We start from the raw sequence: 24,105 nt of genomic DNA, 5'->3' as shown, positions 1-24,105 counted from the left end.
GACTGACTGCTCAGCGGCTGCGGTGCAGGGCGACGAGCAACTGCCAGACCTGGTCGGCGATGTCCTCGGGCCCGGCCGCGAGCAGTCCGTGCAGCCGGTGCGCCGACGGGCGGGACACCGGACATCACCGGCACGGTCGGCGTCTGTGGCTGACGGATGACCGGGGGATCGCGTACGTCCGCACCGCTGCCGGGGTGGAGGCGTGGCCGCTGCTGGAGCGGGGTGTCGGCTGCGACTGACTGCTCAGCGGCTGCGGTGCAGGGCGACGAGCAACTGCCAGACCTGGTCGGCGATGTCCTCGGGCCCGGCCGCGAGCAGTCCGTGCAGCCAGTCCGCGAGGACCCCCGCGAACGTCGCGGCCACGGCCGAGGCGACCAGCGGGGCGTCCGCCGCGCCGGCCAGTTCCCGCTCGGCCATGCTGCGGGCCCGTAGGTCCCGGTGCAGCACCCGGCCGAGCGGCCCGCCGCCGCCCGGCGCGAGCAGGGACCGGTACAGGGCCGCGTGCGGGGCGAGGCCGGCGAAGAACTCCCGCAGCGCCGGCGGCGCGGCCATCGGATCGGGCCGCCCCCGCCAGGCGTGCAGCGCGTCCACCGCCCGCCGTACGACGTCCGCGCACGCGTCGACCGCCAGCGCCTCCAGACCGTCGTAGTGGACGTAGAAGGTGGCCCGGCCGACGCCCGCCCGGCGCACCAACGCGGCCACGCCGACCTGCTCCAGCGGCCGTTCGGCGCACTCGGCGAGCAACGCCTCGCGCAGCCGGGTGCGGGTACGGGCCGCCCGTGGGTCCTCGGTCGGAGCGCGGGTCATCGCGCGGCCAGCACGGCGGCCAGGGCCAGCGCGCCGGGCAGCGCCTGGGCGAACAGGATGCGGCGGTTGGCCGTGACCGCCCCGAACACGCCCGCCACCACCACGCACGACAGGAAGAACACCCGCACCCGGAACCCGGTCGGGTCCGCCGCGATCAGCCCCCAGACCAGGCCGGCCGCCAGGAACCCGTTGTAGAGCCCCTGGTTGGCGGCGAGCGGGGCGGTCGTCCGGGCCAGCTCCGGACCGAAGCCGTGGAGCCCGCGCCCCGGCTTCTTCTGCCACAGGAACATCTCCAGCACCAGGATGTACGCGTGCAGGACGGCCACCAGGCCGACCAGGACGTTCGCCACGATCTCCATGACCGACGGACCTCACCTTCTTGGACAGGTGTCCAGGATAGCCGGACATCTGTCCAGGAAGTCACCCTGGGGCGGTCACCGCTGGGCGGCGTACACGCACGCGCCCCCGACATAGGTGAGCGCCACGGCCGTCTCCGCGATCGCCTCCGGGGGGCCGGTGAACGGGTCGCGGTCGAGGACCACCAGGTCGGCGAGCGCGCCGGCGGCCACCCGGCCGGTGTCGTCCAGGTGGTTCACGTACGCCGACCCGGCCGTGTACGCCGTCAGGGCGTCCGCGAGGCTCAGCCGCTCGCCCGGCAGGAACACCGGGGCCGTGCCGCCCGGTTCGACCCGGTTGACCGCGACATGGATGCCCTGGAGCGGATCGGGGCTGCTCACCGGCCAGTCGCTGCCCGCCGCGAGTCGCGCCCCGGAGCGCAGCAGCGCCCCGAACGGGTACTGCCAGGCGGATCGTTCGGGGCCGAGGAACGGGATCGTCAGCTCGTCCATCTGCGGCTCGTGCGCGGCCCACAGCGGCTGGATGTTCGCGGTGGCGCCGAGCCGCGCGAACCGGGGCACGTCGTCCGGGTGCACGACCTGGAGGTGCGCGAGGTGGTGGCGGGCGTCGCCCGGCCCGTTGGCCGCCCGGGCCGCCTCGATCGCGTCCAGCGCGTCCCGTACGGCCCGGTCGCCCAGCGCGTGGAAGTGGCACTGGAAGCCGAGCGCGTCCAGCTCGGTGATGTACGCGGGCAGCCGCTCCGGGTCGATGAAGCTCTTGCCCCGGTTGGCCGTGGCGCAGCCGCACCGGTCCAGGTACGGGTCGAGCAGCGCGGCCGTGTGGTTCTCGGCGACGCCGTCCAGCATCAGCTTCACCGTGCCCGCCCGGAACCGGCCCTCGCTCAACGCGGCCCGCCTCTCGACGAGTTCGGGGATCTGCTCGGCCCCGCGCTCCCGGTCCCACCACAGGGCACCCACGACCCGGGCGGTCAGCGAACCGTCCTGCGCGGCGGCGCGATACGCCTGCGCCGGGTCGTCCATGCCCAGGAAGTCGCCGACCAGGGCGTCCTGCCAGGCGGTGATGCCGAGCGCGTGCAGATGCCGCTGGGCGTGCAGCAGCGCGGCCAGCCGGTCGGCGGGGCCGGCGGGCGGGGCGAGCCGGCCGACCAGCTGCATCGCGCCCTCCTGGAGGGTGCCGCTGGGCGCGCCGGAGGCGTCCCGCTCGATCCGCCCGTCGGCCGGATCGGGCGTGTGCCGGTCGACGCCGGCCAGTTCTAGCGCCCGGCTGTTCACCCAGGCGCCGTGGTGGTCGCGGTTGGGCAGGTACACCGGCCGGTCCGGGACGACCGCGTCCAGCAGCTCCTTCGTCGGAGTACCGCCGGCGAACGCCTCCATCGACCAGCCGCCGCCCAGGATCCACTCCCGCTCCGGATGCGCGTCGGCGTAGGCGCGTACGGCGGCCACGGTCTCCTCGGCCGTCGCCGTGCCGGTCAGATCGCACTGGGACAGTTCGAGCCCGGCCGGTACCGGATGGACGTGCGCGTCCTGGAAGCCGGGCAGCAGCAGCCGCCCGGCCAGGTCCACCACCTCCGTGCGCGGCCCGGCCAGTGCGTGCGCCTCCGTGTGCCCGACGGCGGTGATCCGGTCCCCGGTGACAGCCACGGCGGTGGTGGTACGGCCCTCGGGGGTGAGGACGGGGCCGCCGGTGAAGAGCAGGTCAGCGTGCATGATGCCTTTCCATGGTCGGTCAGTTGGAGGTCGTGAGCAGCTTCGGTGAGTCCGCGTCGGTGCCCGCGCCGGTGCGGAAGTAGGGCGACTTGCGCACCCACTTCGCCCAGGCGGCCACCATGAACCCGGACATGATCATCACAAGCGGCATGAGCAGCAGGAACCAGCCGTTGTCCGCGCTGACCTCGAAGTGGTCGGCGGAGCGGTAGAAGGACCAGCAGAGGTAGCCGCCGAGGCCCAGCAGGGCCAGGGCGCTGACCGCGGGCAGCACCACGGCCCGTACGGCCTGCCGCCGGTCCGTGCGCAGCAGCGGGCGGAAGCGCACGGCGGCCGCGAGCGCGGTGAGCGCGTACGACAGGGAGACGATGATGCCGACGGCGTTCACCGTCGCCATGATCATGTCGGCGAGGCGCGGGATCACCAGGGCGCCCGCCGCCATCGCCGTGGCCAGGGCCCCGACCAGCAGCGTCCCGGCCGCCGGCGTCCCGTACCGGGGGCTGACCCTGGACCACACCGGCCCGAGGGTGCGGTCCCGGCTCATCGCGAACATGCCCCGGGCCGTCGGGATGACCCCGGCCTGGAGCGAGGCCACCGCCGAGAACATCAGCGCCACCAGCGGCAGCACGGCCAGCGGCTGCGCGGCCAGCCGGTCCCCGAAGTACGCGAGTCCCTCGGCGCCGTGCCCGGCCAGCTCCTCCTCGGACAGCACGCGCTGGAAGGCGACCGAGCCGAGCAGGAACAGCCCGAGCATGGTCACCAGCGTGATCAGCCCGGCCCGGGAGGCGTCCCGTGGGTCGCGCACCTCCTCGTTGACGGTGAACGCGGCCTCGAATCCCCAGTAGCAGAACACCGACAGCAGCAGGCCCTGCGCCAGCGCGGTCGCCGAAGGGATCGCGAACGGGTCGAACCAGGAGAGCCGGAACGGATGCGGTCCGGTGACGATGCCGTACCCGCAGAAGCCCAGCAGCACGGCGTACTCGAAGACCAGCAGCCAGGTCTGCAGTCGGGCCGCCGTGCGCACACCCGTCACCGCGGTGAGGGTGACCGCGGCCAGGACGACGATGCCCACCGCTGTCGTCTGCGCCGTCGAGCCCGGGTCGAGCGCGAGCGAACCGATCCGGTGCAGCCCCGCCCGCCCGGCCAGCTGAAGCAGCGCGGAGCCGGTGACCGCCGTGGTGTACGCCAGGAACGCCACGCTCGCCACGAAGGTGACCCAGCCCACCGTGAAGCCGAGCCACGGACTGAGCGAGCGGCCCACCCAGACGTAGCCGTTGCCCGCGTTCGGCTCCACCCGGTTCAGCCGGGAGTAGGCACCCGCGATGCCGAGGACCGGCAGGAACGCCAGCAGCATGACGGCCGGCAGCCGCAGGCCGACCACGCCGGCCGTCACGCCCAGGCCGATGCCGATGCTGGTGGTCGCGGCCGTACTGGACGCGGCGACGGCCACTCCGTCCAGCAGGCTCAGGGACTTGCGCAGCTCGGGCTGCGCGGGGGGATCCGCACCGAAGGGGGTCTCGCTCATCGCCGGCTCTCCGCTCGCACCGGGGGGCCCGGTGGGCCCCGGTGAGCGCAGATGAAACCGCTCGGGCACTTCACAGGTCAACGGTGTTGTCATAAGGTGCCGGGCACACCCGAGGGAGGGGGCTCATGAGCGACCGTGTCGTCCCGCCCGCCGACCGGCGGCGCAGACGCCCCACCAAACAGGGCGTCGTGCTGTCCGCCGAGCTGATCGTCGAGACCGCGCTGCGGCTGATCGAGGAGCACGGCGCCGACGCCCTCTCCGTGCGCCGCCTCGGCCGGGCCCTGGGCGCCGACCCCAGCTCGCTGTACCGGTACTTCCGGCACACCGACGACCTGATGCTCGCCATCGCCGACGAGCTGATCGGCCGTGCCCTGCGGTCCTGGCGGCCCACCGGCGACTGGGTCGCCGACCTGCGCGACCTCGGGCTGCGCATGCACGCCGGTGCCCTCGCGCACCCCCGGGCGGCGGTGCTGAGCGCCCACCGCGTCACCGGCCGCACGCAGGAGATCCAGGCCGTGGAGAGCATCCTCGGCGTGCTGCGCCGGGCCGGGTTCCCGGACCCGGAGGCGGTGCGGATCTACCACGCGTTCGTGGACCAGGCTCTCGCCTTCGGCGCCCTGGACTCCGCGGGCGCCGCCCTGCCCCGGGCCGCCCGAGAGGCCGAGGCGGAGGTCTGGCGGACCACCTACGGCCGGCTGCCCGCCGAGACCCACCCGCACATCGCGGCCGGCGCCCGCCACCTCGTCGCCTCCATGCGCACCAGCTCCTACCCGGCCGCCCTGGACCTGTTCCTCACCGCCGCCCGGACACGCCTGGAGCAGCTTGGCGCGCGGACCGGGGACGCACGGCCACACTGAACCGAACGATCACTCAGAGGAGGCCGTACGCCATGACCCCGCCCCCCGCCCGCTCCGCCGAGCAGCGCAAGAAGGACACCCTCCACCGGCTGGAGAACGACGTCGACGTGTGGGTCGCCACCGCCGACCCCGACGGCGCGGCCCCGTACCTCGTACCGCTGTCGTTCGTGTGGGACGGCGCCACGCTGCTCATCGCGACCCCGGCCGAGAGCCCCACCGGCCGCAATCTGGTGGCCACCGGCCGGGCCCGGCTCGGCATCGGCCCCACACGGGACGTCGTCCTGGTGGAGGGCGTCGTCCAGTCGGTGACGCCCGAGGACCTGCCCGAGGAGGACGCCGAGGTCTTCGCCGGCAAGACCGGCTTCGACCCGCGCCAACTGGCCACGCGCTACCTGTACTTCAGGATCCTCCCGCAGCGGATCCAGGCCTGGCGCGAGGAGGGCGAGCTGCCCGGGCGCGAGGTGATGCGCGACGGGCAGTGGCTGCTCGCCGACTGAATCCGGCGGCCCGGGACGGTCGCGTCGGGGGTCAGTCCCGGCCGGTCCTGTCCGTCACCGGCCAGACACCCGTCGAGCGGGCGATGGCCTTCGCGCCCGTGCGGTCCACCGCGCTGCGCACCACCGCGAAGATCGCTCCCTGGACCGCCGCGGCCAGCAGGATCTCGCCCCAGCCGCGGTCCGGGTCCAGGGCGTCGGGCGCGTCCTCCTCGTGCCGGATCGCCATCCACGCCTTGCGGAAGGCGAGACCGGCCAGCGCGCCGCCCGCCCAGCTGAGCACGAATCCGAGCGGCTGGTAGACGAGCGGGAGCTTCTTCTTCTTGTTCTTGGCCATGTGTGACTACTTCCTCGTCGGACGGCCCTCATGCGGGCCGCCCCTGGGGGGCCACCCGTTCGCCCGGGGGCACCGGCCCCGGCGGTGTGCCGTCCCCGAACGGCCGGCCGCCCCGCTCCTCGCGGTGGTGCGGGGTCAGCCAGCCGCCGAGGTCCGGGCCCAGCGGCACGATGCCGGTGGGGTTGATACCGGTGTGCACCTGGTAGTAGTGCCGCTTGATGTGGTCGAAGTCGACCGTGTCGCCGAAGCCCGGTGTCTGGAACAGGTCCCGGGCGTACGCCCAGAGCACCGGGTGCTCCGCCAGCTTCCAGCGGTTGCACTTGAAGTGCCCGTGGTAGACCGCGTCGAACCGGACCAGCGTCGTGAACAGCCGGATGTCCGCTTCCGTCAGGGTGTCACCGACCAGATACCGCTGTCCGGACAGCCGCTCACCGAGCAGTTCCAGCCGCCGGAAGACCCCGGCGCACGCCTCCTCGTACTCCTTCTGCCGCGTGGCGAACCCGGCCCGGTACACACCGTTGTTCACGTCCTCGTACACCTCGGCCATCACCTGGTCGATCTCCTCGCGCCGGCCGGCCGGGTACAGGTCCGGCGCGCCGGTGCGGTGCAGGGCCGTCCACTCGGTGGCCAGGTCCAGGGTGAGGCGCTGGTAGTCGTTGGTGACCAGCCGCCCGCTGGGGACGTCCACGATCGCGGGCACGCTCACTCCGCCCGGGTAGCCGGTCTCCCGCTTGTCGTAGGCCTCGCTGAGGAACCGGATGCCGAGCACCGGGTCCCGGCCGTCCGGGTCCAGGGTGAACCGCCAGCTGCGGTCGTCCTGGACCGGATCGGCGATCGCCAGCGACAGCGACTCCTCCAGCCCCAGCAGCCGGCGCGAGATCACGGCCCGGCTCGCCCACGGGCAGGCACGGGAGGCCACCAGCCGGTAACGCCCCGGCTCCACCGGCCAGCCGTCCCGGCCGTCGGCGGTGATCCGGTCCCTGAAGTGGCTCCGGGACCGGGTGAACGTCTTGTGTCCGTAGGCCCTGTTGCCGTCGCCGCCCATGGCTCCTCCTCGCCGCCCGGGTCCTCCTGGCCCACGCGTTCCCCGTTTCGCGCGGCCCGCACGGTGTGAGCCGCCGGGTCGGGGGCAGTCGGCGATAGATGAGCGGGACATCCTCGGAGCGAGCCGGCAGCGGCACCGCCACCGACGGGGACTCCAGGAGCCAGGCCGGTGCCACCGCCGACCGGCGTACCCGGGTCACCGTCCTCGTGGCGCTCGCGGCCAATCTGGTGATCGCCGTGGCCAAGGGCGTCGGCGGCGTTCTCGCGGGCTCGCCCGCGCTGCTGTCCGAGGCCGCGCACTCGGTCGCCGACAGCTTCAACGAGGTCTTCCTGCTGGCCGCGCTGCGCCGCAGCCGCCGCCCCGCCGACCGCCGGCACCCGTTCGGCTACGGCAAGGAGCGCTTCTTCTGGTCCCTGCTCGCCGCCGTCGGCATCTTCGTCATGGGTGGCTGCTTCTCCTTCTTCCAGGGCTTCGAGGCCCTCCGCGGCGGCGCCGAGGAGAAGTTCAGCGGCTACGTGGCGGGCCTGATCGTGCTGGGGGTGGCCCTGGTCGCCGAGGGCGCCTCGCTGCTGCGGGCCCTGCACCAGGTGCGCGGGCAGGACGGAGGCCTCGGCGGGCTGCGCGACCCCGCGCTGCGCACGGTGGTCGCCGAGGACGGCACGGCGGTGCTCGGCGTGATCCTCGCCCTGACCGGGATGGCCCTGCACATGGTGACCGGGCAGGTCGTGTGGGAGGCGTCCGCCTCGCTGGCGATCGGCGTGCTGCTGGTCTACGTCGCCTACCGGCTCGGCCGGGACGCCCGTGACCGGCTGATCGGGGAGGCCGCCGACCCGGAGCTGAGCGGCAGGATCCGGGCGTTGCTGCGGGCGCAGCCGGAGATCGACAGCGTGGAGGCGCTGTTCACCATGAAGATGGGCCTCGACGCCACCCTGGTCGCCGCCCGCATCGACCTGGTGCCGGGCCTGGACAGCGAACACGTCGAAGAGGTCGCCGTACGCATCAAACGGTCCCTCGCCCGGACGTTCCCGGAGGCCGACCAGATCTTCCTGGACGTCACCGACCGGCCCGCCGGCGAGGCACAGGAGAGCCCCGCCGCGACGGGGGAACGCGGCGGGGCCTGACGCACGAGTGCCCGCCACGAAGCCGGTTCACACGTCCCCGGAACAGATTTTTCTGAAATGGACCGCTGCCCGGCCTGAATCAGCTCCCGTCGACGTCTTCCAGCACGAAGACCGGGATCTCCCGGGACGTCTTGCGCTGGTAGTCGGCGTACGGCGGATACGCGGCCACGGCCCGCTCCCACCACTCGGCCTTCTCCGCGCCGGTGACCTCACGAGCCCGCATGTCCCGCTTGACCGGGCCGTCCTGCAACTCGACACGCGGGTCGGACTTCACGTTGAAGTACCAGACCGGATGCTTGGGCGCGCCGCCGACGGAGGCGACCGCCGCGTACCGGCCCTGGTGCTCCACCCGCATCAACGGCGTCTTGCGGATCTTCCCGCTCCGCGCGCCCCGGGTGGTCAGCACGATCACCGGCAGCCCGGTGTCGAACAGCGTCGTCCCCTGTGTCCCGCCGGAACTCTCGTACAGCTCGACCTGCTCGCGCACCCACTGCGTCGGGCTGGGCTCGTACTCGCCCTCAAGAGGCATGATGTCGTCCCTTCCTCGGTCCCACCACTATGTGCCACCGGCGTCGACACGGCCGGTTCCCGCCCCTGGACCCGCGTTGCTTCGGCCAGATGACGAGGGACACTGAAGTGGCTGAACTTACCGTCGACCCATAGGTGCCTCGGGCATCTAATGAAGATCGGCACGACGCATTTCCTTCGTCTGCGAGGTCTTTCCATGACGGAACTGACGGACACCACCGCACCGGCTGCCCCGGACGGACCCGTCGCCTTTCCCCAGGACCGCACCTGCCCCTACCACCCGCCCACCGGGTACGCCCCGCTGCGCGACGGACGACCCCTGTCCCGCGTCACCCTCTACGACGGCCGCGAGGTCTGGCTGGTCACCGGGCAGACCACCGCCCGCGCCCTGCTCGCCGATCCCCGCCTGTCCACCGAACGCCGCCGCCCCGGCTTCCCCGTACCCTCGCCCCGCTTCGAGGCCGGCCGCGACCGCCGGCTGGCCCTGCTCGGCGTGGACGACCCCGAGCACCAGCGGCAGCGGCGGATGCTGATCCCGTCGTTCACCGTCAAACGCGCCACCGCCCTGCGCCCCTGGATCCAGCGGATCGTCGACGAACTGCTGGACCGCATGGTCGCGCAGGGGCCACCCGCCGAACTGGTCTCCGCCTTCGCCCTGCCCGTGCCGTCGATGGTGATCTGCGGCCTGCTCGGGGTGCCGTACGCCGACCACGAGTTCTTCGAGGAGCAGTCCCGCAGGCTGCTGCGCGGCCCGACCGGCGCCGACACCGTCGCCGCCCGCGACCGGCTGGAGGAGTACCTCGGCGGGCTGATCGACGCCAAGGCCAAGGAGGCCGAACCCGGCGACGGCATCCTCGACGAACTCGTCCACCAGCGGCTGCGCACGGGCGACCTGGGGCGCGCCGACGTCGTCTCGCTCGCCATCATCCTGCTGGTCGCCGGCCACGAGACGACCGCCAACATGATCTCCCTCGGCACCTTCACCCTGCTCCAGCACCCCGGCCGGCTGGCCCAGGTGCGCGCCGACCCCGCGCTGCTGCCCGCCGTCGTGGAGGAGCTGATGCGGATGCTGTCCATCGCCGAGGGGCTGCAGCGGCTGGCGCTGGAGGACATCGAGATCGCCGGCACCACCATCCGGGCCGGCGACGGCGTGCTCTTCTCCACCTCGGTGATCAACCGCGACACGTCCGTGTACGACGACCCCGACGCCCTGGACTTCCACCGCCCCGACCGCCACCACCTGGCGTTCGGCTTCGGCTTCCACCAGTGCCTGGGCCAGAACCTGGCGCGCGCCGAACTGGAGATCGCCCTGGGCACCCTGCTCACCCGGCTGCCCGGGCTGCGGCTGGCCGCCCCGCCCGAGGAGATCCCCTTCAAACCCGGCGACACGATCCAGGGAATGCTGGAACTTCCCGTGACGTGGTAAGAGGCTCTGCTCATGGACATCGACATCGATATCGACAAGGACGTCTGCATCGGCGCCGGGCAGTGCGCGCTGGCCGCGCCGAACGTCTTCACCCAGGACGACGACGGGTACAGCACCCTGCTCCCCGGCCGCGAGGACGGCGCGGACGATGTGATGGTCCGGGAGGCGGCCCGCGCCTGCCCGGTGAGCGCGATCACCGTACGGGAGCGCACCGGCTGACGGACCGGCGGTACGGCGACCACGGCCGCCGTACCGCCGGACTCCCGGACAGCCGCTAGCGGCAGGTCAGCGTCGGCCCGGCCAGCATGGCGCCGGTGTACAGCGCCTGCCCCTTCGGCATCCAGTAGCCGAGCTTCGACACCACCGTGGAGCACTTCGCCCCGACGGTGACCCGGACCCGTACCTTCTCCGGGTGGCCCGGCTGGAGCGTGGTCAGCGTGCAGTCCAGGCTGTGCGACAGGCGCGTCTTCGCCGGGTGCCTGCCGACCAGCGGGTTGACGCAACGGGCGTCGGCCGTGGCGAGCCGCACGCCTGTGCCCGCCTCCCCGATGAGCCCGAACCGCGCGTTGCCGTCGCCCTCGTCGCTGTCCCGGCGGATCGTGTACGTCAGCGTGGTCGTGGCGTTCCGCCGCAGGGCCGTACGGTCGACGGTGACGGCGTGCGTCGCCTTCGCCGCGGGCGCGGTCAGCGACAGGGTGGCCTGGACCGTGCCCGCCAGGTCGACGCCCCCGGGCGCGGAGCGCACACGCACGGCGGCGGTGATGTCGTACGTCCCCGGGCCCGCGTAGTCGCCCGTGCCCGGCAGTGTGCCGGTCACCGGCCTCCGGCCGGCCCGCCGGGCCGTCCACGTGCCCTCGGTGCGGCAGCTGAACCGGACCCGGACGCCGGCGCGTCCGCAGGTGGCCGGGGCCGAGACGGTCAGCTGCGGGCTGCCGCTGCCCGTGCACAGGCTCACCACGGCCTGCTCGCCGTGGTCACCGCGCAGGGTGCCGGCGACCGCGCACAGCATGCCGGGCGCCTCCGGGGCCGGCGCGTGCTGTGCCGGCTGCCCCCAGGCGGGAGTGACGAGGGCCAGAGGCAGCACAAAAGCCCCGGCCAGGGCTCTCAGAGTGGTGGGACGTGTCGGCACCGTGTTCCTCCCGGGCGGCCGAGACCGGCCCGGCGCCGGTCGTCTGCGCCGAGGATGAGACGACCGTACGACGATCCGTCGGCTCCCACGCCGGACGATCACCTGAGGGCAGCAACCCTCCCGGGCGGTCCTGCCCCGCTACCGCGCCTTGCGGACGTACGCGGCACTGTCCGGGGTGGTCACGTCCCGGTCCCGGCGGACGATGCTCAGCCGGTCGCCCCAGCGGGCGCGGGCCGCGCGCAGACCGCCGTCGGTGTACTCGATGTCCACCACCCGGTCGTCGAACGCCTTCGCGTACACCCCGCACTCGTCGTACTGCCCGCACTCCTCCGCCACCGCGAAGTCCAGCCCCGCCTCCTCGCGGCGCCCGGCCAGTTCCGCGGTGTTCTTCTGTCCGATGGCCAGGTGCCGGGCGTGCGCGTGCCGGGAGAGCAGGGTCATGAAGGCGGTCGCGTCGGCCGCGGTGAGCAGCCCCCGCGAGCGCGTGTAGCTGTCGTAGTTGTCCGGCTCGACGGCGTCGAAGCCCTTGTCCGCGCAGCCGTCGAGCCAGCGGTTCACCCGCTGCGCCACCCGGTCCCGCTTGGCCGGGGTACGGATGTCCAGCAGCGGCTCGTCCCAGTCCTCGTCGATGACGGTTCTGCCGCGCGCGTCGCGCAGCAGCAGGTCGGCCGGCCAGGAGGACCGCTCGGCGGGCTGGGCCTGGAAGGCGTTGACGTAGCAGATGTTGTACAGGCCCGGGGCGGGGGAGTCGGACCGGTCGCGGCTGACGATCCGCACGCCGGCGGGCGGGGGATAGGAGCCGCCGATCTGGTAGTCGAAGCCGGCGCCCCGCGGCGGCAGCCGCACCGCGGTGGGCTTCGGCGAACCGTCCTTCTCCCGCTCGCCGGACCCGCAGCCGGCCAGGGCGGACACCGCGACGATCAGGGCCGCCGACAAGGCGCCCAGGGCCGTACGCGACCCCGAGGCGCGGAGAACACCCGTGGGGGGCAAGTCCACTCCATCCTGCCCACGCCGGGCGGCGCGGCACGTGTCAGGATCAAATCGCCCGTGTGTTCCACTCGTCAAATCGGCCCGGAGTCAGGTCGTAGGCTCGCTCGTGACCATCGTCCCGAAGGCAGGAGCAGCAACGATGCAGTACGTGAAGCTCGGTTCGACGGGCCTGGACGTCTCGCGGATCTGTCTGGGCTGCATGACCTACGGGCTGCCGGACCGCGGTACGCACGAGTGGACCCTCGACGAGGAGGCGTCCCGCCCGCTCATCCGGCAGGCGCTGGAGGCGGGCATCAACTTCTTCGACACCGCGAACGTCTACTCCGACGGCACCAGCGAGGAGATCGTCGGCAAGGCCCTGCGGGACTTCGCCCACCGCGACGAGATCGTGCTGGCCACGAAGGTGAACGGCCGGATGCGCCCCGGCCCCAACGGCGCCGGCCTGTCCCGCAAGGCCATCATGAGCGAGATCGACCACAGCCTGCGCCGGCTCGGCACCGACTACGTCGACCTCTACCAGATCCACCGCTACGACCACGCGACCCCCGTCGAGGAGACGATGGAGGCGCTGCACGACCTGGTCAAGGCGGGCAAGGTGCGCTACATCGGGGCGAGTTCGATGTACGCGTGGGAGTTCTCCAAGGCGCAGTACACCGCCGAGCGGCACGGCTGGACGAAGTTCGTGTCCATGCAGAACCACTACAACCTGCTCTACCGGGAGGAGGAGCGGGAGATGCTGCCCCTCTGCGCGGACCAGGGCGTCGGCGTGCTGCCGTGGAGCCCGCTGGCCCGCGGCCGGCTCACCCGGGACTGGGGCACGGTCACCGAACGCAGCTCCGCCGACAACTTCGGCAGCCGGCTGTACCTGGAGGGCGACCGGGCGATCGTCGAGGCCGTCACCCGGATCGCGGAGGACCGGGGCGTGCCGCGCGCCCAGGTGGCCCTCGCCTGGCTGCTGCACCGGGACACGGTGGCCGCGCCCATCGTCGGCGCGGCCAAGCCGCACCACATCGAGGACGCGGTCGCCGCGGTCGAACTGGAGCTGAGCGAGAAGGAGATCGAGGAACTGGAGCAGCCCTACACCCCGCGGGCGATCAGCGGCCACTGACCGGTCGGTGCGGTCCGTTCAGTGCGGTCCGTGCGGTGCGAACTCCGTGCCGCACGGACCGGCGCCCTCGCTCTGTGCCAGCGCCACCCGCGCGCCCGACATCGTCAGCGTCCGGTAGTAGCCGCCGATGCGCCGGGCCGAACGGCCCACGTAGTGCCCGATGAAGGTGCGCCGGAAGCGGTCCGCGCTGCGGTTGGGGCCCGAGCCGTGCACCAGGCTGCCGTTGAAGAACAGCACGTCACCCGGCGCCAGATCCACCGGCACCGGCGTCAGCCCGGGCGGCGGCGGCACGTACTCCCGGGCGAACGACAGCTCCGCGTCCGCCGTCTCGGGGCAGAACAGGTCCATCCGGTGCGTACCCGGGACGACTTCGAGGCCGCCGTTGTCCCGGTCCACCGGCTCACACGCCACCCACGCGGCCACACAGGTGCCCGGCTCGACCCGCAGATAGAAGTTGTCCTGGTGCAGCGCCTGCCCGCGCGCACCCGGCGGCTTGAAGTAGAACATGCTCTGCGCGGCCAGCACCTCCTCCCCGAACAGCTCCTCCAGCACCGCCCGCAGCCGCGCGTCCAGCAGGAACTCCCGGGCCACGGCGCTGAACTCGTGCGGCTGCATCACCCGCGGGTGGCGGCGCAGCGGGTCGGGGTGGTCCGGCTCCGGCGCGAAGCGGCCCGGCACCGGACCGGCCGCGTGCAGCGCGGCGAACTCGGCACGCAGCCGCGCCATTTCGTCCTGCCCGAACAGGCCGGGTACGACGGTGAATCCGTCCTCCTCGAAGCCGCGCCGCAGTGCCTCGGGCAGGATGGGGGCACCGGCGGCGCCGTGATCCGTGGCTGTCATGATCCGCTCCTCGTGTCCGCTGGGAACCGCCGCCACGCTAGGCCGGTACGACGGAGGGAAGGATGCCTGTGCGTGCTGAGGAGCTGCCCGGGACGGCTGCCCCCGGTGACCCGTCCCCGCCGCCCGGCCTGGTGGTGACCGGCCGCTACGACCAGGGACCCGGCTACGGCGTCAACCGGCCGCGGGGATCGGCGAGCTGGCTGTTCACCTTCACCACGGACGGGTGCGGCCTGCTCCGCCAGGGCACCGCCCGCGCCCGGGCCGGCGCCGGGGACCTCGTGGTGCTCGCCCCCGGCGTCGGCCACCGCTACGCCGTCGCGCCGGACGCCGAGCGGTGGCGGTTCTGGTGGGTGCACTGCCAGGCCCGGCCGGCCTGGGCGCCCTGGCTCGGCCCGCACGCGATCGCCGACGGCCTGTACGCCGTCGCGTCCGTGCCGGACGCCCTCCGGGCCCGGATCGAGGCCGCGTTCACCCGCATGCTCACGGACTCCCTCGCGCCGACCGGGGGCGCACAGCCGGGAGTGGATCCGGTGGTCGCATCGCCTGGGCTGGATCCGGTGGTTGCGCCGCGCGGGCCGGATCCGGTGGTGGCACTGCGCGGGCCGGGATCGTGGGTCGCGTCGCGCGGGTCGGAGCCGGTGGTTGCGCCGCGCGGGCTGGATCCGGTGGCTGCGCCGCATGGGTCGGATCCGGTGGTTGCGTCGCACGGGCTGGATCCGGTGGCTGCACCGCATGGGTCGGAACCAGTGACCGTGGCGCACAGGCCGGAGCCCGTGGCGCACAGTCCGGAATCGGTGGTTGCGTCGCACGGGCCGGAATCCGTGACCGTGGCGGACAGTCCGGGGCTTGTGGCGCCCAGCCCGGAATCAGGGGGCGCGCCGCCCAGCCCGGAACCAGTGACCGTGGCGGACAGTCCGGGGCTTGTGGCGCCCAGCCCGGAATCAGGGGGCGCGCCGCCCAGCCCGGAACCAGTGACCGTGGCGGACAGTCCGGAGCCCGTGGCGCCCAGCCCGGAATCACGGGGCGCGCCGCACGGCCCGGAATCAGGGGGCGCGCCGCACGGCCCGGAATCGGCGACCCTGGCGCAGAACCCGGAGCCCGTGGCGCACAACCCCGAGCCGGTGGCGTACAGCCCCGAGCCGGTGGCCGTCGCGCACGGCAGTCTGGCCTGTGAACTGGCGCTGTGCGCCCTGGAGGAGGTCGTCCTGCTCGCCGTCGCCGGGGCCCGGGACCCGGCGGCCGACGCGGGGGCGGACGCCCGCGTGCGGCGCGCCGAGGAGCTGATCGCCGCCGACCCCGGCGCCCCCCACACCGTCCGCTCGCTCGCCGCGAGTGTCGCGCTGTCCCCGTCCCGCTTCGCCCACCTGTTCACGCTGCGGACCGGGTGGTCCCCGATGCGGGCCGTGCGCGAGGCCCGGCTGCGGCACGCGGCCCGGCTGCTCGAGGTCACCGACCTGACGGTGGAACGGGTGGCGGCCGCCTCCGGATTCCCGAGCCCCTTCCACTTCAGCCGCGTCTTCCGCGCGCGGTACGGGGTCCCGCCCGGCGCATACCGGGCGGGCGAACGGCAGTGAAAGGGAGAATCGGCCGCCATTGACGAAAAGTCAATGAAGAATCTTTCGCGGGGAATCCCGAGAATCGGGAGATCCCTTGTTCGGTCGTGTTCGGCTGTGCGAAAGTGTGCGCTGTCGGCGCGCAGGCAAATACATTCCCTCTGTATGCGCCAGGCCGCTCCCGTACACCCCCCACGCTTCAAAAGAGCCGCCTCAGGTGGACGTTCGAGCTGCCTCATGCCCTCCCCATACCGATTGGTATGGACTAATTCCCGTATTGCGTCTGGAGGAGTGCGGCCGTGACCGAGGCAGGCCCGTCGGACGAGCGACTGAGCGCCGAACTGAAGAAGTGGACGGGGGCGTCACCCGCGCTGCACCCCGTCGGCGAACTCCTCGACCGGCACTGGGCGGCGGCCTTCGCCTACGCCCGGCTGTGCACCGACGGACCGCGCGCCGCCGGCATGCTCACCACCGCCGCCTTCACCCGGCTCTTCGGCGCGTCCCTCCGGCAGTCCGGCCCGACCGCCGCCTGGCGGCCCCACGTGCTGGTCGCCGTCCGCCGGATCGCGGCCGAGTGGGACACCGACGGCCGCCAGGAACTCCTCCACCCCGAGCTGCGCTCCGGCGACGGCACCGGCGAGCGGGCCGCGGCCCGGATGCTCCCGCCGGACGACCGGCGGCTGCTGTCCCGCGCCTTCCAGCGGGTGCCCGAGACCTCCCGCGCCGTGCTGTGGCACATCGAGGTCGAGGCCGAACCGCCGGCCGTGCCCGCCGCGCTGCTCGGCCTGGGCGAGGAGGACATCGCCGTCGAACTCGACCGGGCCCGCGCGCGGCTGCGCGAGGAGTGCCTGCAGGCGCACCGCGAACTCGCCCCCGACGGCGAGTGCCGGCGCTATCTGCGCATGCTCGACGTCACCTTCCGGCGCGGCGGCACCGACATCGACCCGGATCTGCGGCAGCACCTGGCCGGCTGTGCCCACTGCGGCCGGACCGCGGGCCAACTCGCCCGGTTCAACGACGGCCTGGGCCTCGCGCTCGCCGAGGCGGTCCTGGGCTGGGGCGCCCGCGGCTACGTGGAGTCCCGGGCGGCCCGCGCGGAGGAGCCCGCCGCACCGGCCCCGGACGCCGCCGACATCGCGTTCGGGGGCCAGGACGCCGTCGTACCGGTGGGCGGGGAAGCCTTCGCACCGGCCGAACCCGCCGCCCCCGCCCCGTCGGGCACATCCCCCGCCGGCGCCGAGCCCGTCGCACCCGCACCCGTCTCCCGCCGTTCCGCCCAGCGCGCCGCCCGGCGGGTCCGGCGCCGCAATCTCGCCCTGGCCGTCGGCATCGTCAGCGGTCTGGTCGTCCTGCCGCTGGTGCTGTGGTCGGTGCTCAGCCCCGGCGACGCCCCGGCTCCCGGCGCCGCCGGCACGCCCTCCCGGACGCCGGGCGAGGACGCGGCCTCCCCGGGCGCGTCCTGGGCCGGGTCGAACGCCGCGGCCCAGGGCGGCGTCCTGCGCGGCAGACTGCGCAACCTGGCCTCCGGGCTGTGCGTCGGTGTCGTCGGCGAGAAGGCCGTCCAGGACGCCGAGACGGAACTCACCACCTGCGCCGCCACCGCGAGCCAGCAGTGGACGTACGAGACCGACGGGCTGCTGCGCAACGCCGCCGCCCCCGACCTGTGCCTCGACTCCCACCTCGGCTACTCGGTGCGTCTCGCCCCCTGCGCGGCCACCGGCGAGGCCGCCCGCGACATCCGCTACGACCTCACCCTCCAGGGCGCCCTGGTACCCCAGGCGAACCGGAAGCTGGCCCTCACCCCGGCCGCCACCGACGGCTCCGGCGCCCTCGTCCTCAAGAACCGTGCCGCGGGCACCGCCCAGCGCTGGGCCGTCGACACGGCCCACGCGGACCTGCGGATGGAGAACGTCAACTGGGACCGCGACACCGTCCCGGCGGCACCGGCCCCCAGCGCCCCCCTCGCGACGTCCGAGCCGGCCGCCCCCACGCCGTCCAGGACCCCGAAGCCGAGCCCGGAGCCGACGGAGAGCACCACCACCGGCCCGTCGCCCTCGCCGACCGTCACCGCCGACCCGTGCACGATGTACCCCGAGTACTGCGAATGGGGCGGCGGTGGGCGCACCGGGGGCGGCGGGCACCACCGGCACTGAGTCAGTGCGGCGGCGGGGGCGGGATCGTCCCCAGCGCCGGGGCCGGTTCCGGCCACACCAGCAGCACCGGGCAGGGCGCGTGGTCGACGGCGAACCGGACGTGCGGGCCGAGGCTCTTCGGCCCGAGCCGGGACCGGTCCCCGTCCCGGGCCAGCACCAGCAGCCCCGCCCCCTCGGCGGCGGCCACCACCTCCCGCTCGACCCGGCCCGACCGCTCCTCGCGGACACAGGGCCGGCCCAGCCGCCGGGCGGCGGCGTCCAGGAGAGCCGCCGCCGAACCGGTGCCCAGCTCCTCCAGCCGGTCACCCGGATCCCTCTCCGGGTGACCCCGTCCGAGCAGCCCGGCGAAGGCCCCGTGGGCCACCGCGGGCACCTCGGGTCCGCTCACATGGAGCAGCACCACCTCGGCGTCGTCCGGCGCATGGGCCCGTACGGCGTCCACACAGGCGGGCCAGGTGCCCTCCACGAGCCAGGCGATCACGCGCATCCCCGCCGCCTCCTTCCGTTCCGGCGCACCGCTACAGAACCTGCAGCGACCCCCACAGTGCCACCACCGCGACGGCCAGGGAGGACGGCACGGCGAGCAGACCGAGCCGGGTGAACTCCCCGAGGTCCACGTCGTGCTCGTGCTGGTGCACGATCCGCCGCCACAGCAGCGTGGCCAGCGACCCGGCGTAGGTGAGGTTCGGACCGATGTTCACGCCGAGCAGCACGGCGAGGACCGCACCCGGCCCGGCGGGCGCCGCCAGCGGCAGCAGGACCAGCACCGCCGGCAGGTTGTTGATCAGATTGGCCAGCAGGGCCGCCAGCGCGGCGGTGCCGAGCAGCGCGGGCAGCCCGGTGCCGTCCGGCATCACATGCCCGAGCACGTCCGCGAGCCCGTTGTCGACCACCGCCCGCACCACGATCCCCAGCGCCAGGACGAACGCGAGAAACGCCGGGGCCGCCGCCCGTACGACGGTCAGCGGGGTCGCCTTCCGCCGCGCCAGCGCCCGCCCGGCCAGCACCAGCGCGCCCGCGGCGGCCACCCAGGCCGGTTCCACGCCGAACGCCGACGCCACCACGAACCCGGCCAGTGTGCAGGCGACGGTCACCAGCGCGAACAGCGGCAGGCCGGGAGCCTCGCCGGTGTCCCCGCCGGCCGGGGCCGCCGCGGCGAGGTCCCGGGCGAAGAACCGCCGGAACACCAGGTACTCGACGCCGATCGCGGCCAGCCACGGCAGCGCCATGAGTGCCGCGAACCGGGTGAAGCTCAGCCCGCTCGCCGCGAACGCCAGCAGGTTCGTCAGGTTGGACACCGGCAGCAGCAGCGACGCCGTGTTCGACAGGTGCGTACAGGCGTAGACATGCGGTTTGGGCCGTACGCCCGTCCGTGCGGCCGTGGCGAAGACCACCGGGGTGAGCAGCACGATCGTCGCGTCCAGGCTGAGCACGGCGGTGATGGCCGACGCCAGCGCGAACACCGCCGTCAGCAGCCGCACCGGACGGCCCCCCGCCCACCGGGCCGTCCACGCCCCGCACGCCTGGAACAGCCCCTCCACGTCACAGAAGTGGGCGAGCACCAGCACCGCCGCCAGGAACCCGACCACCGGGCCGAGCCGCTCCGCCTCGGCCCGGGCGTGGTCGAGCGAGATCGCACCGGTGGCGACCGCGATCCCGGCGGCGGGCACGGCCAGCGCCGCCTCCGGCCACCCGAACGGCCGTACGACAGCCCAGGCCAGCACGGCCACCAGCAGGACGGCGGACAGGGCTTCGGCGAGCGGAGTGTTCAGGGCGGGTTCCTTCCGGAATCGATCACTGGGTTCCCGCCCATGAAAACACCCGCCCGGGAGAACGGACGACTTCTGGGCGTCCTGCTACGACCGGCTGCCCGCCGCGCCCAGGAACTCCGCCCAGCCGCCCGTGGGCGACTGCCCGGGCGAGAGCGTGCGCATCTTGCGCAGCACCGCCGGGTCCTGCGCCTCCAGCCAGGCCACGAGCTGCTTGAAGGACACGAAGCGCACGTCGTCGTACCCGGCCATCTTCCCGATCGCCTCCTCGACGGCGTCCATGTAGATGCCACCGTTCCAGCGTTCGAAGTGGTTGCCGACGAAGAAGGGGGCCCGGTTGGTCTCGTAGGCCCGGCGGAAGCCGGCCAGGTAGGTGTCGCGGGCCTGGGCGCGCCAGGCGTCGTACTGCGCGCGGTCGCCGAGCGGATTGCCGCCGGACTGGTTGTACATCATGTTGTAGTCCATCGAGAGCACTTGGAAGGAGTGCCCGGAGAAGGGTATGGACTGCAGCGGGAAGTCCCAGATCCGGCCGCCCTGCACCTTGCCCGGCCAGATCTGCAGGCCGCCGGAGGAGCTGGCGTCGTACTTCCAGCCGAGCGCGGCGGCGGTGGGCAGCAGGTTGGCCTGACCCTCCAGGCAGGGGGTACGGCCGCCGATCAGCTCCTTGCGGTAGTCGAAGGGGAGCGGTTCGAGGTCGGTGAAGCCGGTGTTGGTCTTCCACTTCGTGACGAAGTCCACCGCCTGGTCGATCTCGCTGCGCCACTCGGCGGGGGACCAGTTGCGCACCCCGGTCGCGCCGCAGAAGTGCCCGTTGAAGTGGGTGCCGATCTCGTGGCCCTCCAGCCAGGCAGCGCGCACCTGCTGGAGCGTGGCGTGGATGTGCCGGTCGGCGAGGTAGCCGATGTCGGACGCGCCGACCGGGTGCTGCGGCGGCCGGTAGAGGTGCTTCTTGGACTCGGGCAGGGTGTAGATGCCGCTCAGGAAGAACGTCATCCCGGCGCCGTGGTCGGCGGCCACCTTGCGGAACCGGGAGAACAGCTTGTTGCTCACCTCGCCCGCGCCGTCCCAGGAGAACACCACGAACTGCGGGGGCCGCTCGCCCGCCTTCAGCCGCTGCGGCTTCGGCTGGTGCGGCTGGGCGCCCGTGTCGGCGGTGGAGCCGTCGCCGATCGGCTTCACCGGCCGGGCCTGCGCGGTGCCCTCGCCGTCCGCCGCTTCCGGTCCGCCGACCGAGAGGCCGGTGCCGGAGGAGCAGGCGGCCAGCGTCCCGAGGGCACCCGCCGCCGCCCCCGCCGTCAGCACCCGCCTGCGTGAGATCCCGCTCATCTTCCGTCTCCCCGATTCCCTGGTCATGGCCCCCGCGGGGCCTGTTCGCCGTGCGGTCGACCGGGTTCGATGACCGAAGGCCGGGGAAAGATCGGGGCCGGCGGCGCCTGTTGCCGTCCTGTGACAGTTGTGGCGCCGACATGACGAACCCCGCTGCCTCGGGGGTGGTGGCAGCGGGGTTCGCGTGGAGGGGGCGCCGGTCAGGGACCGGTGCCGGGGCTGAGCACCGACAGCCGGACGGACGAGGAGTTCCCGGAGACCGGCACCTGTCCGCCGGACCAGGTCACCTTCAGCGGGTCCCGCTCGTCCGGCGGGGTGACCAGCAGCGCGGCCGGTGTGGCCGGCTTCGCCCCGCTGATCTCCGGGTTGGAGAAGGTCAGCCCGGCCCAGGCGCTCTGCCCGGGCCGGAGCGTGACGGTCACCGGGGAGCCCGGTTCCCGCTTGGGGTCGGCGCCGAGCTGGCCGCCGGAGGAGTTCACGAAGGCCGCGCCCGGATACCCGCGCAGGGTGCAGGTCCGGCCGGAGCCGTTGGTGAGGACCAACGGAAAGTTCTCCTGGCCGGCGCCCGGGTCGTTGCGGCCCACAAAGGCGCGCAGCTCGGAGGTGTGGCAGCGGGAACTCGCGGCGGCCGTGGTGGCCTTCGTCGCGCCGCCGCCCGCGGAGACGGTCGCCTCCGGGGCGGAGGACGAGGCGGCGCCGGCCGGCTCGGATTCCGTGGGGGACGCCGCGCCGCTCTTGCCGTCCTGTGCGGGCGCCGCCGTACCGGAGGCCGTGATCGGGGGGTTGCCGTGGACGTCGCTGCCGTTGCCGCAGGCGGTCAGGAGGCCCAGCACGGCGACCGTGCCGACGAGCAGGGCCCCGTGCCGCACGGACCGGGGTTCGTACACCATGTCGCTCAACACTCCTGGGGGGTCACGGCACGCGACCGGGACGCGTGCCTACGGCGCCGGGTGCGCCGTCATCACCGTCCGATGCGCGGATCGCCGGAAAAGTTCGGGACATGCCGGGTTCTTTTCCCCGACTTGACCCTCGGCAGGCGTCTTTCAGGTCACCCGCAGCGAACGGAGTACGCCGTCGGTGGCGTCGCCGTCGCCCTGCTGGCGCACCTGCACGTACACCTGAGGCTGTGCGGCGCCGCCCGCCGGGACCAGTGCGGACTCGGTGACCGAGCCGCCGTCCGGGCAGGCGTCCCAGGACCGGACCAGCCCGTGCCAGTCGGCGTCCGTGACGGTGCGGGAGCCCGCGTAGCGGCAGCCGGAGTGGGCGAGCGCCCTGACCTTCGCGGTGACGTCGCCGTGCGCGCTGACCCCGACGAACACCCCGTCCACGGCGGCCTTCAGATCGGACCAGCGGGACAGGTCGCCGGCCACCACGAGCCCCGGCTCGTGCCCCGCGGGCAGCCCGAGCGTGTGCGGGTCCCAGCCGGAGTCGCGCAGCTCGCGGCCCCAGCCGGCGGGCACCTTGAGCGTCACCCGCCCGGTGCTGTCCGCGACCCGCACCCCGTCGTCGTCCCCGCCGCCGTCCCGGTGCAGCGCCACGGTCACCGTGACCGCGGCGGCGGTGGCGGCGAGCACCGCGGCGAGGACCAGGGTCACGGTGTTGAGCCGGCCGCGCACCCCGTCCAGCCGCCGCCCGGTCGATGCCGACGGCCCCGCGGCCAGCCGGTCCAGCTCCCGCGCGAACGCCAGGGCGCCGGGCCAGCGGCGCGCCCGGTCCGGCTCCAGCGCGCGCAGCAGCGCCCGCTCCACGTCCTCGCCCAGCTCCGGCAGCAGCCGCCGGGGCGGTACCACCTTGCCCGGCGGGCCCGGCACGGTGCCGGTGAGCAGCTCGTAGCCGACCGCGCCCAGGCTGTAGACGTCGGCCCGCTCGTCGATGCCCTCGCCGGGCTCGGCCTGCTCGGGCGGCCGGTAGCCCGCCGAACCCGCCGCCAGGGTCAGCACGGAGGCCTCTGCGAGGCTCTTGGCCAGGCCCAGGTCGGCCAGCAGCACCCGCCGGGTGCCGTCCGGGGCGGTGTGCAGCAGTACGTTGGTCGGTTTGATGTCGCGGTGCACGATGCCCGCCTCGTGCAGCGCGGCGGCGCTGCGCGCGGCCTCGGCCGTCAGCGCCAGCGCGTCCCGCACCGGCAGCGGACCGCCCGCCAGCAGGTCGGCGAGGGTGCCGCCGCCCGCGTACTCCATCACGAAGTACGGCCTGCCGTCCGGGAGTTCCCCGATGTCGTAGACCTGCACCACCCGGCTGGAGCCGGCCCGGCGCAGCAGCCGCGCCTCGGACAGGAAGCGCTCCCTGATGTCGAGCCGGTGCGTCCAGTTCTCGGCGAGGACCTTCACCGCCACCGGGGCCTGAAGCTCAGGGTCGTGGGCGAGCCACACCGTGGCGAAGGCGCCGCTGCCCAGCGGCCGTTCGAGGCGGTAGCGGCCGATCCGCTCCAGGGAGTGCATACGACTATCATGCCTGGCCTGAGATCGACTCGAAGGGGGGCCTTCCGTGCAGGACCAGGCACCGATGGAGGACCTCGCCCGGCGTGCCGCCGCCGGCGACAGCACGGCCCTGGACCGGCTGCTGGCCGAGTTGCGGCCCGAGGTGGTGCGCCGCTGCGCGCGCTTCCTGCCGTGCCGGGAGGACGCCGAGGAGGCCGCCCAGGACGTGCTGCTCCAGGTGGCCCGGCACATCGGCGGCTTCGAGGGCCGCAGTCGCTTCGGCACCTGGCTGTACACCGTCGTCGCCAACTGCTGCCGGCAGAAGTACCGCGAGCTGAAGCGGCGCGCCGCCGAGCAGCCGGTCGTCATCGAGCCCGCGCACGCCGTCGACCCGCGCACCACCAGTGTCATCGCCGGCTCCCGGGTCGATCTGCTGGAGGCGCTGGACCGCCTGGAGCGGGAGCATCCGCACCTGGTCGCGCCGCTGGTCTACCGGGACATCTGCCAGTTGGACTACGCGGAGGCCGCCGAGCGCGCCGGCATCCCGCTCGGCACGCTCAAGTCCCGGCTGCACGAGGCCCGCAAGCAGGTACGGCCCTGGCTGACGGCCTCCTGAGACG

Annotated in this window: 23 protein-coding genes and 3 pseudogenes; 10 read left to right on the top strand and 16 right to left on the bottom strand. The window is 73.8% G+C overall.

Annotation, left to right across the window (positions count from 1 at the left end):
* Positions 1-10: 10 nt before the first annotated feature.
* The 5 genes and pseudogenes from ABZ937_RS24365 to ABZ937_RS24345 form a co-directional block, all read right to left on the bottom strand.
* A pseudogene (locus ABZ937_RS24365) lies at positions 11-94 on the bottom strand (TetR/AcrR family transcriptional regulator); the annotation flags it as partial.
* A 149-nt stretch (positions 95-243) separates the two neighbouring features.
* Positions 244-807, bottom strand: a complete 564-nt coding sequence (locus ABZ937_RS24360) for a TetR/AcrR family transcriptional regulator (protein WP_361695178.1) — start codon at positions 805-807, stop codon at positions 244-246.
* Positions 804-1,166, bottom strand: coding sequence for a DUF1304 domain-containing protein (locus tag ABZ937_RS24355; RefSeq protein ID WP_361695176.1), 363 nt, complete (start codon positions 1,164-1,166; stop codon positions 804-806). The genes ABZ937_RS24360 and ABZ937_RS24355 overlap by 4 nt, the downstream gene beginning before the upstream one ends.
* A gap of 75 nt (positions 1,167-1,241) precedes the next feature.
* Positions 1,242-2,870 (bottom strand): amidohydrolase, encoded by a 1,629-nt coding sequence (locus tag ABZ937_RS24350; RefSeq protein ID WP_361695173.1) that lies wholly within the window; start codon positions 2,868-2,870, stop codon positions 1,242-1,244.
* Between the two features lie 19 nt (positions 2,871-2,889).
* Positions 2,890-4,392, bottom strand: coding sequence for an APC family permease (locus tag ABZ937_RS24345; RefSeq protein ID WP_361695171.1), 1,503 nt, complete (start codon positions 4,390-4,392; stop codon positions 2,890-2,892).
* Positions 4,393-4,517: 125 nt separating this feature from the next.
* On the opposite strand from ABZ937_RS24345, the gene ABZ937_RS24340 reads away from it, so the two are divergent.
* Together ABZ937_RS24340 and ABZ937_RS24335 are read left to right on the top strand one after the other, a co-directional pair.
* On the top strand, positions 4,518-5,249 hold the full coding sequence (locus tag ABZ937_RS24340) for a helix-turn-helix domain-containing protein (RefSeq protein WP_361695169.1): 732 nt from the start codon (positions 4,518-4,520) through the stop codon (positions 5,247-5,249).
* A gap of 32 nt (positions 5,250-5,281) precedes the next feature.
* Complete coding sequence (locus tag ABZ937_RS24335) at positions 5,282-5,746, top strand: pyridoxamine 5'-phosphate oxidase family protein (RefSeq protein ID WP_361695166.1); 465 nt, start codon at positions 5,282-5,284, stop codon at positions 5,744-5,746.
* Between the two features lie 31 nt (positions 5,747-5,777).
* Here ABZ937_RS24335 and ABZ937_RS24330 read toward each other — a convergent pair whose 3' ends face one another.
* Both ABZ937_RS24330 and ABZ937_RS24325 read right to left on the bottom strand, forming a co-directional pair.
* Positions 5,778-6,080: a DUF4235 domain-containing protein gene (locus tag ABZ937_RS24330; RefSeq protein WP_361695163.1), complete on the bottom strand. Its 303-nt coding sequence runs from the start codon at positions 6,078-6,080 to the stop codon at positions 5,778-5,780.
* A 28-nt stretch (positions 6,081-6,108) separates the two neighbouring features.
* A complete protein-coding gene (locus ABZ937_RS24325; RefSeq protein WP_361695161.1) occupies positions 6,109-7,125 on the bottom strand; it encodes a glutathione S-transferase C-terminal domain-containing protein in 1,017 nt (338 codons plus the stop codon).
* A 98-nt stretch (positions 7,126-7,223) separates the two neighbouring features.
* Here ABZ937_RS24325 and ABZ937_RS24320 point away from each other — a divergent pair, with 98 nt between their 5' ends.
* Positions 7,224-8,246, top strand: a complete 1,023-nt coding sequence (locus ABZ937_RS24320) for a cation diffusion facilitator family transporter (RefSeq protein ID WP_361695159.1) — start codon at positions 7,224-7,226, stop codon at positions 8,244-8,246.
* Positions 8,247-8,325: 79 nt separating this feature from the next.
* On the opposite strand, the gene ABZ937_RS24315 is transcribed toward ABZ937_RS24320, so the two are convergent.
* Entirely contained in the window at positions 8,326-8,775 is a 450-nt protein-coding gene (locus tag ABZ937_RS24315; protein ID WP_361695157.1) for a nitroreductase family deazaflavin-dependent oxidoreductase, read from the bottom strand.
* Positions 8,776-8,970: 195 nt separating this feature from the next.
* On the opposite strand from ABZ937_RS24315, the gene ABZ937_RS24310 reads away from it, so the two are divergent.
* Both ABZ937_RS24310 and ABZ937_RS24305 read left to right on the top strand, forming a co-directional pair.
* Positions 8,971-10,200, top strand: a complete 1,230-nt coding sequence (locus ABZ937_RS24310) for a cytochrome P450 (protein WP_361695155.1) — start codon at positions 8,971-8,973, stop codon at positions 10,198-10,200.
* A gap of 18 nt (positions 10,201-10,218) precedes the next feature.
* A complete protein-coding gene (locus ABZ937_RS24305; protein ID WP_361695240.1) occupies positions 10,219-10,419 on the top strand; it encodes a ferredoxin in 201 nt (66 codons plus the stop codon).
* Between the two features lie 55 nt (positions 10,420-10,474).
* Here the strand turns inward: ABZ937_RS24305 and ABZ937_RS24300 are convergent, their stop codons facing one another.
* Both ABZ937_RS24300 and ABZ937_RS24295 read right to left on the bottom strand, forming a co-directional pair.
* Positions 10,475-11,329 (bottom strand): hypothetical protein, encoded by an 855-nt coding sequence (locus tag ABZ937_RS24300; protein ID WP_361695153.1) that lies wholly within the window; start codon positions 11,327-11,329, stop codon positions 10,475-10,477.
* A gap of 138 nt (positions 11,330-11,467) precedes the next feature.
* Positions 11,468-12,319 (bottom strand): endo alpha-1,4 polygalactosaminidase, encoded by an 852-nt coding sequence (locus ABZ937_RS24295; protein ID WP_361695151.1) that lies wholly within the window; start codon positions 12,317-12,319, stop codon positions 11,468-11,470.
* Positions 12,320-12,458: 139 nt separating this feature from the next.
* On the opposite strand from ABZ937_RS24295, the gene ABZ937_RS24290 reads away from it, so the two are divergent.
* Entirely contained in the window at positions 12,459-13,427 is a 969-nt protein-coding gene (locus ABZ937_RS24290; protein ID WP_361695149.1) for an aldo/keto reductase, read from the top strand.
* 18 nt (positions 13,428-13,445) lie between these two features.
* Here the strand turns inward: ABZ937_RS24290 and ABZ937_RS24285 are convergent, their stop codons facing one another.
* A complete protein-coding gene (locus ABZ937_RS24285; RefSeq protein WP_361695147.1) occupies positions 13,446-14,267 on the bottom strand; it encodes a phytanoyl-CoA dioxygenase family protein in 822 nt (273 codons plus the stop codon).
* Between the two features lie 62 nt (positions 14,268-14,329).
* On the opposite strand from ABZ937_RS24285, the pseudogene ABZ937_RS24280 reads away from it, so the two are divergent.
* The 3 genes and pseudogenes from ABZ937_RS24280 to ABZ937_RS24270 all read left to right on the top strand — a co-directional run.
* Positions 14,330-14,665: pseudogene (locus tag ABZ937_RS24280) on the top strand (AraC family ligand binding domain-containing protein); the annotation flags it as partial.
* 741 nt (positions 14,666-15,406) lie between these two features.
* Positions 15,407-15,841 (top strand): annotated as a pseudogene (locus ABZ937_RS24275) (AraC family transcriptional regulator); the annotation flags it as partial.
* 278 nt (positions 15,842-16,119) lie between these two features.
* A complete protein-coding gene (locus ABZ937_RS24270) occupies positions 16,120-17,973 on the top strand; it encodes a ricin-type beta-trefoil lectin domain protein (RefSeq protein ID WP_361695145.1) in 1,854 nt (617 codons plus the stop codon).
* A gap of 1 nt (position 17,974) precedes the next feature.
* Here ABZ937_RS24270 and ABZ937_RS24265 read toward each other — a convergent pair whose 3' ends face one another.
* The 5 genes from ABZ937_RS24265 to ABZ937_RS24245 all read right to left on the bottom strand — a co-directional run bounded on the left by ABZ937_RS24265 (position 17,975) and on the right by ABZ937_RS24245 (position 23,506).
* Positions 17,975-18,460: a universal stress protein gene (locus ABZ937_RS24265; RefSeq protein WP_361695143.1), complete on the bottom strand. Its 486-nt coding sequence runs from the start codon at positions 18,458-18,460 to the stop codon at positions 17,975-17,977.
* Between the two features lie 31 nt (positions 18,461-18,491).
* A complete protein-coding gene (locus tag ABZ937_RS24260) occupies positions 18,492-19,745 on the bottom strand; it encodes an SLC13 family permease (RefSeq protein ID WP_361695238.1) in 1,254 nt (417 codons plus the stop codon).
* Between the two features lie 84 nt (positions 19,746-19,829).
* Positions 19,830-21,068 carry a hypothetical protein gene (locus ABZ937_RS24255; RefSeq protein ID WP_361695141.1) on the bottom strand — a complete coding sequence of 413 codons (1,239 nt, stop codon included), beginning with the start codon at positions 21,066-21,068 and terminating at the stop codon, positions 19,830-19,832.
* 200 nt (positions 21,069-21,268) lie between these two features.
* Positions 21,269-21,958, bottom strand: a complete 690-nt coding sequence (locus ABZ937_RS24250) for a DUF4232 domain-containing protein (RefSeq protein ID WP_361695139.1) — start codon at positions 21,956-21,958, stop codon at positions 21,269-21,271.
* A 153-nt stretch (positions 21,959-22,111) separates the two neighbouring features.
* Positions 22,112-23,506, bottom strand: coding sequence for a serine/threonine-protein kinase (locus tag ABZ937_RS24245; RefSeq protein WP_361695137.1), 1,395 nt, complete (start codon positions 23,504-23,506; stop codon positions 22,112-22,114).
* A 46-nt stretch (positions 23,507-23,552) separates the two neighbouring features.
* Here ABZ937_RS24245 and ABZ937_RS24240 point away from each other — a divergent pair, with 46 nt between their 5' ends.
* On the top strand, positions 23,553-24,101 hold the full coding sequence (locus ABZ937_RS24240; RefSeq protein WP_361695135.1) for an RNA polymerase sigma factor: 549 nt from the start codon (positions 23,553-23,555) through the stop codon (positions 24,099-24,101).
* The last annotated feature ends 4 nt before the right edge of the window (positions 24,102-24,105 follow it).

Source organism: Streptomyces sp. NPDC046727, from assembly GCF_040645635.1.
Lineage (GTDB): Bacteria > Actinomycetota > Actinomycetes > Streptomycetales > Streptomycetaceae > Streptomyces.
This window is presented reverse-complemented; position numbering and strand designations above follow the sequence as displayed.

Coding starts and splice junctions, on each gene's coding strand:
- ABZ937_RS24245 (WP_361695137.1), bottom strand. CDS start 23,506: ATGCACTCCCTGGAGCGGATCGGCCGCTACCGCCTCGAACGGCCGCTG.
- ABZ937_RS24345 (WP_361695171.1), bottom strand. CDS start 4,392: ATGAGCGAGACCCCCTTCGGTGCGGATCCCCCCGCGCAGCCCGAGCTG.
- ABZ937_RS24255 (WP_361695141.1), bottom strand. CDS start 21,068: ATGAGCGGGATCTCACGCAGGCGGGTGCTGACGGCGGGGGCGGCGGCG.
- ABZ937_RS24350 (WP_361695173.1), bottom strand. CDS start 2,870: ATGCACGCTGACCTGCTCTTCACCGGCGGCCCCGTCCTCACCCCCGAG.
- ABZ937_RS24330 (WP_361695163.1), bottom strand. CDS start 6,080: ATGGCCAAGAACAAGAAGAAGAAGCTCCCGCTCGTCTACCAGCCGCTC.
- ABZ937_RS24325 (WP_361695161.1), bottom strand. CDS start 7,125: ATGGGCGGCGACGGCAACAGGGCCTACGGACACAAGACGTTCACCCGG.
- ABZ937_RS24320 (WP_361695159.1), top strand. CDS start 7,224: ATGAGCGGGACATCCTCGGAGCGAGCCGGCAGCGGCACCGCCACCGAC.
- ABZ937_RS24340 (WP_361695169.1), top strand. CDS start 4,518: ATGAGCGACCGTGTCGTCCCGCCCGCCGACCGGCGGCGCAGACGCCCC.
- ABZ937_RS24250 (WP_361695139.1), bottom strand. CDS start 21,958: ATGGTGTACGAACCCCGGTCCGTGCGGCACGGGGCCCTGCTCGTCGGC.
- ABZ937_RS24315 (WP_361695157.1), bottom strand. CDS start 8,775: ATGCCTCTTGAGGGCGAGTACGAGCCCAGCCCGACGCAGTGGGTGCGC.
- ABZ937_RS24290 (WP_361695149.1), top strand. CDS start 12,459: ATGCAGTACGTGAAGCTCGGTTCGACGGGCCTGGACGTCTCGCGGATC.
- ABZ937_RS24285 (WP_361695147.1), bottom strand. CDS start 14,267: ATGACAGCCACGGATCACGGCGCCGCCGGTGCCCCCATCCTGCCCGAG.
- ABZ937_RS24310 (WP_361695155.1), top strand. CDS start 8,971: ATGACGGAACTGACGGACACCACCGCACCGGCTGCCCCGGACGGACCC.
- ABZ937_RS24335 (WP_361695166.1), top strand. CDS start 5,282: ATGACCCCGCCCCCCGCCCGCTCCGCCGAGCAGCGCAAGAAGGACACC.
- ABZ937_RS24355 (WP_361695176.1), bottom strand. CDS start 1,166: ATGGAGATCGTGGCGAACGTCCTGGTCGGCCTGGTGGCCGTCCTGCAC.
- ABZ937_RS24360 (WP_361695178.1), bottom strand. CDS start 807: ATGACCCGCGCTCCGACCGAGGACCCACGGGCGGCCCGTACCCGCACC.
- ABZ937_RS24265 (WP_361695143.1), bottom strand. CDS start 18,460: ATGCGCGTGATCGCCTGGCTCGTGGAGGGCACCTGGCCCGCCTGTGTG.